The organism is Denitrificimonas caeni DSM 24390, assembly GCF_000421765.1.
GTDB lineage: Bacteria > Pseudomonadota > Gammaproteobacteria > Pseudomonadales > Pseudomonadaceae > Denitrificimonas > Denitrificimonas caeni.
The window spans coordinates 22,846-37,203 of the sequence record NZ_ATXQ01000002.1 but is presented as its reverse complement, the minus strand read 5'-3'; the positions used below and the strand labels follow the sequence as shown (position 1 = coordinate 37,203).

The window sequence follows — 14,358 nt, the reverse complement described above, 5'->3', positions numbered from 1 at the left end:
GTTTTTTTGGGATTTTACTTGAGTCTTCACGGCAGTAGGCAAGCAGTATCTATTATAAGCTTTAACTTAATCATTTAACTATTTGATTTATTTGATATTTTTCGAGCCCATTGCTGGCTATTTGCAATGATTTTTTGTTCATCCATACGCACTAGTTGGCGGTCTTTCAGTAGCTGTTTGCCGCCCACCCAGACGTGCTCAACGCAGTTGCGTGCCGCCGCGTAAATCAGCTGTGACACGGGGTCATAAACAGGCTGCACTGACAGGTCGTTAAAGTTAAAAGCTGTCATGTCCGCAAGTTTGCCGACTTCTAAGCTACCGGTCTGAGTATCAATGCCTAAGGCGCGCGCGCCATTTAGTGTGGCCATGCGCAGAGCGCGGTGGGCATCGAGTGCGCTGGCGGACTGAGCCACGGCTTTGGCCAGCAAGGCTGCCGTGCGGGTTTCACCGAGTAAGTCGAGGTTGTTATTACTGGCAGCACCATCAGTGCCAATCGCCACGTTAACCCCAGCACTCCAAAGACGCTCCACCGGGCAGAAGCCGCTCGCCAGTTTCAAGTTGGATTCAGGGCAATGAATAACGCTGCTGTTGCTCTGCACTAAGAGGGCGATATCGTCATCGTTAACTTGCGTCATGTGTACGGCTTGAAAGCGCGGGCCGAGCAAGCCTAAGCGAGCTAAGCGAGCCAAGGGGCGTTCGCCGTATTTTTCGATGCTCTGCTGAACCTCAAATGCGGTTTCATGCACATGCATTTGCACGGGTGCGTCCAATTGCGCGGCCAGCATAACGATATTGTCTAAGCCCTGATCGCCAACGGTGTAGGGTGCGTGCGGACCGAAGCCTATGGTTAAACGCGGGTGTTGCTTGAAATCATCAAAGAGTTGCAAGCCTTGGCGTAACGCTTCGGCGCTGTTGCGAGCGCCGGGGACTGGAAAGTCCAGCATAGGTACAGTGATTTGCGCGCGAATACCACTACTGTGCACTTGCTGGCAAACAATCTCAGGAAAAAAATACATGTCTGAAAAACAGCTGACACCATTTTTTAGCTGCTCAGCAATTGCGAGCTCTGTGCCATCACGAATAAAGTCTTCGTTCACCCATTGCGCTTCGGCTGGCCAAATATGCTCATTGAGCCAAGCCTGTAAGGGTAGATCATCCGCCAGACCGCGAAATAAGCTCATTGCCGCATGGCCGTGTGCGTTAATCAGGCCGGGGGTTAACAGGGTGTTGGGTAGTTCACGAACATCTGCGCAAGGTGTTTTTAAAGCCTGCTCGCGAGGCGCGATCAGAGCGATACGATCATCGCGTATGCCAATTGCATAGTTTCTCAATACCACGCCAGCCGGTTCGACCGGTACCAGCCACTCGGGCAATAACAAACAATCTAACGGCGAGTGCGGCATGCGCGGCTTCCTATGCGAATAAAATACTGACCAATAATGTGCTGTAGGTTGAATGGCTCTGACGCAGTTGCGATAACTTGAGGCACAGTTGTTTGTGCGATTTTATACGCAGATTCGGCTATAATTGCTTATTTTTCAAGGGGTCATGCCAATGATACGCGAACAAATGCTCGCTGCTGAGAAAGTAAAAGCCTTAGATTGGCGTGAGGGCGGCCTCTATTTACTTGATCAGCGTCTGCTGCCACAGCAAGAGATCTGGCAGCGCTATGAGACCTCCACAGATGTTGCGCAAGCCATTGCGCAGATGCGTGTGCGTGGGGCTCCAGCCATTGGTATTGCCGCAGCTTTTGCTGTGGTATTGGCGGCTCAGCAGCACTTTGTTAACGGGGTGAATGACTGGCAAGCAGCATTAGAAGCTGACTTTGCCGAATTAGCAGCGTCGCGTCCGACTGCAGTGAACTTGTTTTGGGCATTACAGAAAATGCGTGATTGCCTAGACGTTGCTGCGCAACATGCAGAGCCTTTAGTCGTATTAGAGCAACAAGCGTTGGATATTCTCAATGCTGACCGTGAAGCCAATCTGTCTATGGCGCAATTGGGTTTAGAGGTGATTAATCGAGCCAATGCCGGTCCGCAACATGTGATGACGCACTGTAATACCGGCGCATTGGCTACAGGTGGTTTTGGAACCGCTTTGGGCGTGGTGCGTGCGGCGCATGCGGCAGGCTTGCTCACTTGTGTGCACGTCAATGAAACCCGTCCTTGGCTGCAAGGTTCACGCTTAACTGCGTGGGAATTGATCGGGGAGCAGATACCCAGCCTGCTTAATGTCGATTCTGCCGCTGCGCATTTGCTGCAGCAGGGTGAGATTACTTGGGTGATCGTCGGCGCCGACCGCATTACCGCCAATGGTGATGTGGCTAATAAAATTGGCACATATCAATTAGCAGTGTTGGCGCGCCACCATCAGGTGAAGTTTATGGTGGTGGCACCTAGCTCAACCATTGATATGCAATTGAGCAGTGGTGTGCAGATACCGATCGAGCAACGTGAAGGCGAGGAGATTCTTGCAATTGCCGGTCAGCGTGTTGCCGCGCAAATTGATGCCTATAATCCGGTGTTTGATGTCACTCCTGCAGAGTTGATTGATGTGATTGTTACCGAGCGCGGCGTGGTTGAACAGCCGAATTTAGAGAATATGCAGGCACTGATGCGCTAAATTCATGCGCTCTAAGCTTTGCGGGAGGCCGTAAGAGCCGTATAAATGCAGATGAATCAGTACCGTCTAACAAAACCAAGAAAAAGCCTCAGCGTTGCTTGAGCGCGCTAGCGCGGCATGTGTTACTATTGGCCGCTTGAATTGGGCATGATGAATTAATAAGGAACCGAGCTTCCATGGGTGATTTGGCCAAAGAAATCCTTCCGATCAGTATCGAAGATGAAATGCGACAGTCGTACCTTGATTATGCGATGAGCGTAATTGTTGGTCGAGCGTTGCCAGATGCACGTGACGGCTTAAAACCCGTACACCGGCGTGTTTTGTTTGCGATGCGTGAATTGGGTAATGACTGGAATAAACCCTATAAGAAATCGGCGCGTGTCGTCGGTGACGTCATCGGTAAATATCACCCTCACGGTGATATTGCTGTATACGACACCATTGTCCGCATGGCGCAGCCGTTCTCTTTACGTTACTTATTGGTTGACGGCCAAGGTAACTTCGGTTCCGTAGACGGTGATAACGCAGCTGCAATGCGTTATACCGAAGTGCGCATGACCAAGTTGGCCCATGAATTACTGGCTGACTTAGAAAAAGAAACCGTGGATTGGGTGCCTAACTACGACGGCACCGAAATGATTCCTGCGGTATTGCCGACCAAAGTACCTAACTTGCTGATTAACGGCTCCTCAGGTATTGCCGTGGGTATGGCAACCAATATTCCGCCACACAACCTGCGTGAAGTGATCGACGGTTGTTTAGCCATTATTGATAACCCAGAAATCAGTATTGATGAGTTGATGGCGTTTATCCCAGGTCCTGATTTCCCAACGGCGGGAATTATCAATGGTCGTGCAGGTATTGTTGAAGCTTACCGTACCGGCCGTGGTCGCATTTATATGCGTGCGCGCACCTTTATCGAAGACATTGATAAAGTCGGTGGCCGCCAGCAAATCATTATCAGCGAATTGCCGTACCAGCTGAATAAAGCGCGTTTGATTGAAAAAATCGCGGAGCTGGTCAAAGAGAAAAAGCTCGAAGGTATCAGTGAGCTGCGCGACGAGTCTGATAAAGACGGTATGCGCGTAGTGATCGAACTGCGTCGCGGTGAAGTACCAGAAGTTGTCCTGAACAACCTCTATACACAAACACAGATGCAAAGTGTGTTTGGTATTAACGTGGTGGCCTTGGTTGATGGCCGTCCACGCCTGCTTAACCTCAAAGACATGCTCGAAGTTTTTGTGCGTCACCGCCGTGAAGTGGTAACACGCCGTACCGTATTTGAATTACGCAAAGCCCGTGAGCGCGGTCATATTCTTGAAGGTCAAGCGGTCGCGTTGTCGAACATTGATCCTGTTATTGCGATGATTAAAGACTCGCCAACGCCAGCTGAAGCGAAAGAGCGCTTAATTGCCACAGGTTGGGAATCTAGCGCTGTATCGGCGATGGTTGAGCGCGCAGGTGCTGAGTCATGCCGTCCTGAAGACTTGCCTGAGCAATATGGCATGCGCGATGGTTTCTACCATCTATCGCCAGAACAAGCGCAAGCGATTTTGGATCTGCGACTGCACCGTTTAACCGGTCTTGAGCATGAAAAACTGCTGGCTGAATATCAAGAAATTCTCTTGCAGATCGGTGAGTTGTTGAAGATTCTTGGCAGCGCTGAGCGTTTGCTGGAAGTGATTCGCGAAGAATTAGAAAAAATTAAAGCCGACTACGGTGATGAGCGTCGCACTGAAATCACCGCTTCACGGGTTGATTTAACCATTGCTGACTTGATCACTGAAGAAGAGCGTGTCGTGACAATTTCGCATTCTGGTTATGCGAAAAGTCAGCCGTTGGATGCTTACCATGCACAACGTCGTGGTGGCCGTGGTAAAGCGGCGACCGGCGTGAAAGATGAAGATTACGTCGAGCACCTGTTGGTTGCGCACAGTCATACCACGCTACTGCTGTTCTCCAGCAAAGGTAAAGTGTACTGGATGCGTACCTTTGAGATTCCGGAAGCTTCACGCACGTCACGTGGCCGCCCAATTGTTAACTTATTACCGCTGGATGAAGGTGAGAAAATCACCGCGATGTTGCCGGTTGATGAGTACACCGAAGACCACTTTGTCTTTATGGCGACAGCCAACGGTACCGTGAAGAAAACGCCGCTTGAGCAGTTTAGTCGTCCACGTACCTCAGGTTTAATCGCCTTGGCGCTGGATGAAGGCGACACCTTGATTTCTGCAGCTGTGACTGACGGCTCACGTGAAGTGATGTTGTTCTCTGACGGTGGCAAGGTCACCCGCTTTAAAGAAACCGATGTGCGTGCGATGGGCCGTACCGCTCGTGGTGTGCGTGGTATGCGCATTGCTGAAGATCAAAAACTGATCTCTATGCTGATTCCTGAAGAGGGCAGTCAGATCCTTACTGCGTCTGAGCGTGGTTACGGTAAACGTACCGCTATCAGCGAATTCCCAGAATACCGTCGCGGCGGCCAGGGCGTAATTGCCATGGTGTGCAGTGAGCGCAATGGCAAGCTGGTGGGTGCGATTCAGGTCTTGGACGGTGAAGAGATCATGCTGATTTCTGATCAGGGTACTTTGGTGCGTACGCGCGTTGATGAAGTTTCATCATTGTCACGTAACACTCAGGGTGTCACCTTGATCCGCTTAGCCAAAGACGAAACTTTAGTCGGTCTTGAGCGCGTGCAAGAACCAACAGAAATTGATGAAGAAGATCTAGATGACGCTGCAGTAGATGCTGCTAATGAGCAAGCGCCAGACGTTAATGAAGATGTCATTAGTGAAGATGCACAGGTCGTCGCTGATGAGTCAGGCAACCCAGAAGAGTGAGAGCCCAGTGAGTAATCGAGTCTATAATTTTTGCGCAGGACCTGCTGCGCTACCTGAAGCGGTACTGCAACAGGCGCAAAGTGAGTTATTAGATTGGCATGGCAAAGGCTTGTCAGTCATGGAGATGAGTCACCGTGGCGACGAGTTCACCTCGATTGCTACTGAGGCTGAGCAAGATCTACGTGATTTGCTCAATATCCCAAATAACTACAAAGTGCTGTTTCTGCAAGGTGGTGCGAGCCAGCAGTTCGCGCAAATTCCGCTGAACTTATTGGCTGAAGGCGCAACGGCTGACTACATTGACACGGGGATTTGGTCGCGTAAAAGCATCGAAGAAGCGCAGCGCTACGGTAATGTGAATGTTGCTGCTAGCGCCAAGGCTCATGATTATTTTGCTATTCCTGGGCAGAATGAGTGGAATCTGACTAAAGATGCGGCTTACGTGCACTATGCCAGCAATGAAACCATTGGTGGTTTGCAGTTTGATTGGACGCCGCGCACCGGTGACTCACCGCTAGTGGTGGATATGTCGTCTGATATTCTTTCTAAGCCTTTGCAAGTCTGCCGCTATGGCATGATTTACGCTGGCGCACAGAAAAATATCGGCCCGAGCGGCTTGGTCGTAGCGATTATTCGTGAAGACTTGCTGGGGCATGCCCGTGCCAGCTGCCCAACCATGCTGAACTATAAAGTCGCAGCGGATAATGGCTCGATGTACAACACGCCACCGACCTTTTCTTGGTACTTGTCAGGCCTCGTGTTTAAGTGGCTCAAACAGCAGGGCGGCCTCGAGGCAATGGCGAAGATTAACCATGCCAAACAAGCGCTACTGTACAAAACCATTGATGACAGCGACTTCTACAGCAATCCGATTGCGGTCAATGCGCGCTCTTGGATGAACGTGCCATTTCGTTTGGCTGATGAAAAGCTCGATAAAGCGTTCTTGCAAGGTGCCGATGAGCGCGGGTTGCTCAATCTAAAAGGTCACCGTTCAGTGGGCGGCATGCGCGCCTCTATTTATAACGCGGTATCACTCGAAGCGGTTCAGGCGCTGGTTGCTTATATGCAAGCCTTCGAGAAGGAGCGCGCATAAATGAGCGAGCAGGAGCTGCAAGCCTTACGTGTGCGTATTGATTCGCTGGACGAGAAAATTCTTGAACTGATCAGTCAGCGTGCACGCTGCGCTCAAGAAGTCGGGCGTATTAAAATGGCCAGTTTAGCGGAAGGTGAAGAAGCCATTTTTTATCGTCCAGAGCGTGAAGCGCAGGTTCTTAAGCGCATCATGGAGCTTAATAAAGGCCCGCTGGATAACGAAGAAATGGCGCGCTTGTTCCGTGAAATCATGTCGACTTGCCTTGCTTTAGAGCAGCCGTTGAAAGTTGCCTATCTTGGTCCTGAAGGTACCTTCTCACAAGCGGCGGTGTTGAAGCACTTTGGTCAAGCCGTGATCAGCAAGCCAATGGCAGCGATTGATGAAATCTTCCGCGAAGTTGCAGCTGGTGCTGTGAGCTTTGGTGTGGTGCCGGTTGAGAACTCGACTGAAGGTGCGATTAACCACACCCTCGATAGCTTTCTTGAGCATGATCTAGTGATTTGTGGTGAAGTCGAGCTGCGTATTCACCATCATTTATTGGTGGCGGAAAACACTAAGACTGAGCGTATCACCCGCATTTATTCGCACGCACAGTCATTGGCACAATGCCGTAAATGGTTGGATGCGCATTATCCAAACGTTGAGCGTATTGCCGTGTCGAGTAACGCTGAAGCGGCAAAACGGGTAAAAAGCGAGTGGAACAGTGCAGCGATTGCTGGTGATATGGCAGCGCATCTGTACGACTTAACGATTCTTGCTGATAAAATTGAAGACCGTCCGGATAACTCCACACGTTTTCTGATTATTGGTAATCAAACTGTACCGGCCACCGGCGATGATAAAACTTCAGTGATCATCTCCATGAGCAACAAGCCTGGCGCGCTGCATGAGTTGCTGATTCCGTTTCATACCAGCGGCATTGACCTGACGCGTATTGAGACGCGACCATCGCGCAGTGGCAAATGGACCTATGTGTTCTTTATTGACTTTATGGGTCACAAAGATGATCCATTAGTTAGAAGTGCTCTGGAAAAAATCGCTCAAGAAGCCGTCGGTTTAAAAGTCTTAGGCTCTTACCCAAACGCTGTTCTTTAACCTTGTACAAGGCTGTTGTGCGTAAGCCAGCAGCCTATTATGTAAGGAAAGTAAATGAGTTCTGATTTTCTAGCTTTGGCACTCCCTTATGTCCAAGGGCTTTCACCTTATGTGCCTGGTAAGCCGATTGATGAGTTGGCACGTGAGTTAGCCATTGATCCTGCTGATATTGTTAAGTTAGCCAGTAATGAAAACCCTTTAGGCCCCAGCGCTAAAGTCTGTACTGCGGTTGTTGAAGCGCTGACTGAATTGACCCGCTATCCTGATGGCAGTGGTTTTGCTCTTAAGCAAAAGCTTGCTGAACGCTATGCGGTAGAGCCTACGCAAGTGACTTTAGGCAATGGCTCGAATGATGTTTTAGAGTTGGTCGCGCGGGCTTGGTTGGCACCAGGTCGCAACGCTGTATTCAGCGAACACGCTTTTGCTGTCTATCCGATTGCGACCCTTGCAGCGGGCGCTGAGTGTCGCCAAGTGCCAGCTAAAAATTATGGGCATGATCTTGAGGCAATGGCAGCAGCGATCGACAGTAATACCCGTGTGGTGTTTATTGCTAACCCAAATAACCCAACAGGTACTTGGTTTAATCAAGCGGCTTTAAATGCTTTCCTCGCTAAAGTGCCAGACAATGTACTGGTGGTTTTGGATGAAGCTTATATTGAATATGCAGCCGATAGTGACCTGCCTGATGGCATGGCGTATCTAAGCCGTTATCCTAATCTATTGGTGTCACGCACCTTCTCGAAAGCCTATGGTTTGGCTGCATTGCGCGTTGGCTATGCGGTTTCTTCAGCAGCCATTGCTGATGTGCTTAATCGTGTACGCCAGCCTTTTAACGTCAATAGTTTGGCTTTGGTCGCGGCTTGCGCTGCTTTAGATGATGCTGAGTACTTAGAGCGCAGCCGTACTCTGAACAGCCAAGGCATGCAGCAGCTTGAAGAGGGTTTTAAGCGTTTAGGTTTATCTTGGATTCCATCGCGAGGTAACTTTATCGCAGTGGATTTTCAACGTGATGCGGCAGCGATTAACCAAGCGTTACTCGCGCAAGGTGTCATCGTGCGTCCAGTAGCTGGTTATGGAATGCCAACTTTTTTACGCATATCGATTGGCACAGCAGAAGAAAATCAACGCTTTCTGGATGCTTTAACCCTCGTTTTACAGCAGGTTTAAGATGCAGGTAGCCTCTCAACAACCACTGATTAAGCGCCTTGTCGTCGTCGGCCTCGGGCTGATTGGCTCTTCATTTGCTAAAGGTGTGCGCGAGGCAGGTTTAGCAGAAGAAGTGATTGGTGTTGATCTTAATGAGCAGTCCTGCCAGCGCGCAGTAGAGCTGGGTATTGTTGATCGTTGCAGCACACAGCTGCTAGAAACATGCCGCGATGTTGATGTGTTGATGCTGGCGGTGCCAGTGTTGGCATTGAGCAAACTGCTTAAGAGCTTAGCGCCGCTCGACTTGAGTCAAACCATCATCACTGATGCTGGTAGTGTCAAAGGGCATTTACTCAAGGCGGCACAAGAAGCTTATGGCTATTTGCCAAAACGTTTAGTGCCAGGACATCCGATAGCAGGCTCTGAGCGCAGTGGGGTAGAAGCGGCGAATGCCGACTTATTTAAACACCACAAGGTTATTTTAACGCCCCACGCTGCAACCGATCCTGAAGCTTTACAATGTATTCAAGCGCTATGGCAAGGCTTGGGTGCTGATGTGGAGAGCATGAGCGTTGAGCAGCACGACTTGGTTTTAGCAGCAACCAGCCATTTACCACATTTGTTAGCATTTGGTTTAGTCGATTCGCTGGCTAAAAGAAGCGAGAATTTAGAAATATTTCGTTATGCCGCTGGCGGCTTTCGCGACTTCACTCGCATAGCTGGCAGTGATCCGCTGATGTGGCACGATATTTTTCTAGCCAATCGTGAAGCGGTTTTGCAGCAACTGGACCAGTTTCGTGGCGATCTTGATGCGTTGCGTAACGCCATCGCCGAAGGAGATGGGCATCACTTGCTTGGTGTGTTTACCCGAGCGCGTGCTGCCCGCGAACATTTTAGTACTATTTTAGCCCAACGGGCCTATGTGGAAAATATGCTTGATAATGATTTGATTTTTCTGGCTAAGCCAGGTGGGCGTGTGAATGGCACGATTCGAGTGCCGGGTGATAAGTCAATTTCTCACCGCACCATTATGCTTGGCTCTTTAGCTGAAGGTGTGACTGAAGTAGATGGCTTTTTAGAGGGTGAAGACGCCTTAGCCACCATTCAGGCGTTCCGTGATATGGGCGTAGTAATTGAAGGACCGGTTGATGGTCGCGTGGTTATTCACGGGGTCGGCTTGCATGGTCTGCAAGCACCGCCGGGGCCTATTTATGTCGGCAATTCAGGCACCACTATGCGTCTACTGTCCGGTATTTTGGCTGCACAGTCGTTTGATAGCATCTTAACTGGTGATGCTTCGCTATCTAAGCGCCCAATGAATCGTGTGGCTAAGCCGCTACGTGATATGGGTGCGGTCATTGAGACGGCGGCAGAAGGGCGTCCACCCATGACCATTCGCGGTGGTCAGCGCTTGACTGGCATGCATTATGAAATGCCGATGGCCAGTGCCCAGGTTAAATCTTGTTTATTGCTGGCAGGCTTATATGCCGGCGGCGAAACTGCAGTGACCGAACCTGCACCAACCCGCGATCATACCGAGCGCATGTTGCGTGGCTTTGGCTACCCGGTAGAAGTACACGGCGCCACCGCTAAACTCGAAAGCAATCACAAACTGACTGGCACACGCATTGAAGTACCGGCAGATATCTCATCAGCTGCGTTTTTCATGGTTGCTGCGAGCATTGCAGAGGATTCAGAATTGGTGCTTGAGCATGTGGGGATTAACCCTACACGCACCGGTGTGATTGATATTTTACGCTTAATGGGTGCTGATTTAAGCCTTGAGCGTGTGCGTGAAGTTGGTGGTGAGCTGGTTGCTGATATCCGCGTGCGCAGCGCTAAATTAAAAGGCATTGATATTCCTTTAGAATTGGTGCCATTAGCCATTGATGAGTTCCCTGTGCTGTTTATCGCGGCAGCCTGTGCCGAAGGCCGTACGGTGTTGCGCGGCGCTGAAGAGTTGCGAGTTAAAGAGTCGGATCGCATTCAAGTGATGGTGGATGGTTTAACTACTTTGGGAATTAATGCCAAAGGCACCCCAGATGGCATCATTATCGAAGGCGGACAAATGGGTGGCGGCGAAGTGTGGGCGCACGGTGATCACCGCATTGCGATGTCGTTCAGTGTTGCCGCGCTGCGGGCTAACGCACCGATTCGCATTCACGACAGTGTGCATGTCGCCACTTCGTTCCCTAATTTTCTTGCTCTATGTAAACAAGTCGGCATGCGCGTCGAGCCTGAGGGACAGGTATGAGCCTACCAGTCGTAATCACTATTGATGGGCCGAGCGGTTCAGGTAAGGGCACTGTTGCCGGTATATTGGCGACTAAGTTGCAGTGGCAACTGCTTGATTCTGGAGCCTTGTATCGAGTGCTTGCTTTGGCTGCAGGTAAACATGCGGTGCCGCTTGATCATGAAGATGCGCTTGAAGTGCTGGCAGTTGGTTTAGATGTCGAGTTTGTGGTCGATGTTGAAAGTAATTCGCAGCGCATTCTCTTAGAAAATCAAGATGTCACTGATGAGATTCGTAATGAAACAGTCGGCGCACATGCTTCGCAAATTGCTGCACTGCCTGGTGTGCGCGCTGGATTATTACGTCGTCAGCACGAGTTTCGTCAAGCGCCAGGCTTAATTGCTGATGGTCGTGATATGGGCACAGTGGTGTTCGCTGACGCGCCTTTAAAAGTCTTTTTAACGGCAAGTGCCGAAGAGCGTGCGCGTCGTCGTTATTTACAGTTGAAGGATAAAGGCGAAACTGTTACCCTTACGAGCTTGCTAGAGGAGATTCGTGCGCGTGATGAGCGTGACACCAATCGCAGTATTGCCCCGTTGAAGCCTGCAGATGATGCAATCATCTTAGATTCCACGACAATGACCATCGAGCAAGTGCTAGAAAGAATTCTCAGCGAAGTTGCAGTACGCAGCTTAGCTGGATAAAAAGCATGAAGTGCACATGAGTGTGCTTCAGCTTTAATTTGAATCATGTGCAGCTCCCAGATAATAGCTGTCATGTTTTCTACTTATTAATAAGACCACATTATTCTGGAATGTGGATTTGGGCAGATTCTTGCCCTCGATCAGCAGGATTAAACATGAGCGAAAGCTTTGCAGACCTTTTTGAAGAAAGCCTAAAAACCCTAGACATGCAACCCGGTGCAATTATCACTGGTTTGATTGTTGATATTGATGGTGATTGGGTAACAGTACACGCTGGTTTGAAATCAGAAGGCGTTATCCCAGTTGAGCAGTTCTACAACGAACAAGGCGAACTGACCATCAAGATTGGTGACGAAGTTCACGTAGCGCTTGACGCGGTAGAAGACGGCTTTGGTGAAACCAAACTGTCCCGTGAAAAAGCTAAACGTGCTGAGTCTTGGCTGGTTCTTGAAGCGTCTTTCAACGCTGAAGAAGTGGTCATGGGTGTTATCAACGGTAAAGTTAAAGGTGGCTTTACAGTTGATGTGAACGGCATTCGCGCGTTCCTACCAGGTTCTTTGGTAGACGTACGTCCAGTTCGCGACACTGCGCACTTAGAAGGCAAAGAGCTTGAGTTCAAAGTTATCAAGCTTGATCAAAAGCGTAACAACGTTGTTGTATCTCGTCGTAGCGTTCTGGAAGCAGAAAACAGCGCTGAGCGCGAGCAACTGCTTGAGAACCTGCAAGAAGGTCAACAAGTTAAAGGTATCGTTAAGAACCTTACAGATTACGGCGCATTCGTTGATCTTGGCGGTGTTGACGGTCTGTTGCACATTACTGATATGGCTTGGAAGCGCATTAAACACCCAGGCGAAATCGTTAACGTTGGCGACGAGATCGACGTAAAAGTATTGAAATTCGACCGCGAGCGTAACCGTGTATCTTTAGGCCTGAAGCAGTTGGGCGAAGATCCATGGGTAGCTATCAAAGCCCGTTACCCAGAAGGTACTCGTGTTAATGCACGCGTAACTAACCTGACGGACTACGGTTGCTTCGCTGAGCTGGAAGAAGGTGTTGAAGGTTTGGTTCACGTTTCAGAAATGGACTGGACTAACAAAAACATCCACCCATCAAAAGTTGTACAGGTTGGTGACGAAGTTGAAGTTCAGGTTCTGGACATCGACGAAGAGCGCCGCCGTATTTCTCTGGGCATCAAGCAGTGCAAATCTAACCCATGGGAAGATTTCTCTAGCCAGTTCAACAAGAACGATAAAATCTCCGGTACCATCAAATCAATCACTGATTTCGGTATCTTTATCGGCCTAGATGGCGGCATTGACGGTTTAGTGCACTTATCAGACATCAGCTGGCATGAAGTAGGCGAAGAAGCTGTTCGTCGCTACAAGAAAGGCGATGAGCTGGAAACTGTTATTCTGTCTGTTGATCCAGAGCGTGAGCGTATCTCACTCGGTATCAAGCAGTTAGAAGATGATCCATTCTCAAGCTACGCTTCAGAGCACGAGAAAGGCACCATCGTTACTGGTACTGTTAAAGAAGTTGATGCTAAAGGTGCAATTATCCTATTAGCTGACGACATCGAAGCCGTTCTGAAAGCATCTGAAATCAGCCGTGACCGTGTAGAAGATGCACGTAACGTTCTGAAAGAAGGCGACGAAGTTGAAGCGAAAATCATCAACATCGACCGCAAATCTCGCGTTATTAACTTGTCTATCAAGTCTAAAGACGTAGAAGATGATAAAGATGCAATCAAAGAATTGCGTAAGCAAGAAACAGAAGCAGCAGGCCCAACCACTTTAGGTGACTTGATCCGCGCTGCACAAGAGAACAAGAACTAAGTTCTTTGTGATCTAAAAAAAGGGGTGACTTCGGTCACCCCTTTTTTGTGTCTAAAATTAGCAACGATTGTAAATCAACAAACGACCCTTGTACTTCTCATCAGTGATCTCGACTTCGCTTAACGACGCTTCAGAGCTTAACTGAAAACCTAACAGCCCCATTTTTTTATTAAAGGCTGTGCGGTAGCCGCGGTTAGGATCGACAATCCAGACTTCAGCATTCGGGTTGGCACACTCATCGACAAAGCTAGCCAAAGCTTTAGGCATATCCGGCTCGTAGAGTAGGTCGCTACCAATCACTAAATCGTACTTTTTTGACAGTAGTGCAGCACCGGTATCTTTAGTTGAAGGAACGGGGTGCTCACCCCACTGACCATGACGAAAAGGCAGTTTGGATAAGTTATTTAAACGCAGATTTTCTTCAAGAAAAAGTTTGGCTTTAGGGTGGCGATCACAGGCGGTAATGTTCGCGCCCAAGCGGTGTCCGACTAAGCTGGCTAAGGCCAGTCCACAGCCAATCTCTAAGATTCTTTCATTGGGATTAATCGGGCGTTTTGCTAAAGCGCTGGCTAGATGGATGCTAGATGGCCAGAGCATGCCAAACAATGACCATGAAGCGGAACAGATACCAAGCCGTGCTGCGGCACCGGTTGGATCATAATATTGCTGACGATCTAACAGCGATCGAATAAATAGATTTTTGACACCACTAATTTTGATGCTATTGGTTTGTGTTTGGTAGGTTAGGGCGTTCATGAACTGCGCATATGTAAAGGCCTCAAAAACTAAG

The 14,358-nt window shown here is 49.4% G+C and carries 9 protein-coding genes and 1 pseudogene; 8 read left to right on the top strand and 2 right to left on the bottom strand.

Annotated features, from left to right (window positions below; all coding sequences use genetic code 11):
* Positions 1 to 74: 74 nt before the first annotated feature.
* The gene (locus H591_RS0103140; RefSeq protein ID WP_022965493.1) at positions 75 to 1,403 is read right to left on the bottom strand and encodes a TRZ/ATZ family hydrolase; all 1,329 of its coding nucleotides are present in this window, start codon (positions 1,401 to 1,403) and stop codon (positions 75 to 77) included.
* A gap of 154 nt (positions 1,404 to 1,557) precedes the next feature.
* Here H591_RS0103140 and mtnA point away from each other — a divergent pair, with 154 nt between their 5' ends.
* The 8 genes and pseudogenes from mtnA to rpsA all read left to right on the top strand — a co-directional run bounded on the left by mtnA (position 1,558) and on the right by rpsA (position 13,568).
* Entirely contained in the window at positions 1,558 to 2,622 is a 1,065-nt protein-coding gene (gene mtnA / locus H591_RS0103135) for an S-methyl-5-thioribose-1-phosphate isomerase (protein WP_028244135.1), read from the top strand.
* 176 nt (positions 2,623 to 2,798) lie between these two features.
* Positions 2,799 to 5,337: pseudogene (gyrA, locus tag H591_RS0103130) on the top strand (DNA gyrase subunit A); the annotation flags it as partial.
* A gap of 132 nt (positions 5,338 to 5,469) precedes the next feature.
* Entirely contained in the window at positions 5,470 to 6,555 is a 1,086-nt protein-coding gene (gene serC / locus H591_RS0103125; protein WP_022965491.1) for a 3-phosphoserine/phosphohydroxythreonine transaminase, read from the top strand.
* On the top strand, positions 6,556 to 7,650 hold the full coding sequence (gene pheA, locus H591_RS0103120) for a prephenate dehydratase (protein ID WP_022965490.1): 1,095 nt from the start codon (positions 6,556 to 6,558) through the stop codon (positions 7,648 to 7,650).
* Between the two features lie 54 nt (positions 7,651 to 7,704).
* Positions 7,705 to 8,817 carry a histidinol-phosphate transaminase gene (gene hisC, locus H591_RS0103115; protein ID WP_022965489.1) on the top strand — a complete coding sequence of 371 codons (1,113 nt, stop codon included), beginning with the start codon at positions 7,705 to 7,707 and terminating at the stop codon, positions 8,815 to 8,817.
* A 1-nt stretch (position 8,818) separates the two neighbouring features.
* Positions 8,819 to 11,050, top strand: coding sequence for a bifunctional prephenate dehydrogenase/3-phosphoshikimate 1-carboxyvinyltransferase (locus H591_RS0103110; RefSeq protein ID WP_022965488.1), 2,232 nt, complete (start codon positions 8,819 to 8,821; stop codon positions 11,048 to 11,050).
* Entirely contained in the window at positions 11,047 to 11,733 is a 687-nt protein-coding gene (cmk, locus tag H591_RS0103105; RefSeq protein ID WP_022965487.1) for a (d)CMP kinase, read from the top strand. Before H591_RS0103110 ends, cmk begins: the two co-directional genes overlap by 4 nt.
* Positions 11,734 to 11,888: 155 nt before the next feature.
* Positions 11,889 to 13,568: a 30S ribosomal protein S1 gene (rpsA, locus tag H591_RS0103100; protein ID WP_022965486.1), complete on the top strand. Its 1,680-nt coding sequence runs from the start codon at positions 11,889 to 11,891 to the stop codon at positions 13,566 to 13,568.
* A 57-nt stretch (positions 13,569 to 13,625) separates the two neighbouring features.
* Here the strand turns inward: rpsA and H591_RS0103095 are convergent, their stop codons facing one another.
* Positions 13,626 to 14,324: a class I SAM-dependent methyltransferase gene (locus H591_RS0103095; RefSeq protein ID WP_022965485.1), complete on the bottom strand. Its 699-nt coding sequence runs from the start codon at positions 14,322 to 14,324 to the stop codon at positions 13,626 to 13,628.
* Positions 14,325 to 14,358 lie beyond the last annotated feature (34 nt).

Bases quoted from the DNA above. Each gene is read 5' to 3' on its own strand.
- H591_RS0103110 (WP_022965488.1), top strand. From the start codon at position 8,819: ATGCAGGTAGCCTCTCAACAACCACTGATTAAGCGCCTTGTCGTCGTC.
- H591_RS0103095 (WP_022965485.1), bottom strand. From the start codon at position 14,324: ATGAACGCCCTAACCTACCAAACACAAACCAATAGCATCAAAATTAGT.
- cmk (WP_022965487.1), top strand. From the start codon at position 11,047: ATGAGCCTACCAGTCGTAATCACTATTGATGGGCCGAGCGGTTCAGGT.
- H591_RS0103140 (WP_022965493.1), bottom strand. From the start codon at position 1,403: ATGCCGCACTCGCCGTTAGATTGTTTGTTATTGCCCGAGTGGCTGGTA.
- rpsA (WP_022965486.1), top strand. From the start codon at position 11,889: ATGAGCGAAAGCTTTGCAGACCTTTTTGAAGAAAGCCTAAAAACCCTA.
- pheA (WP_022965490.1), top strand. From the start codon at position 6,556: ATGAGCGAGCAGGAGCTGCAAGCCTTACGTGTGCGTATTGATTCGCTG.
- hisC (WP_022965489.1), top strand. From the start codon at position 7,705: ATGAGTTCTGATTTTCTAGCTTTGGCACTCCCTTATGTCCAAGGGCTT.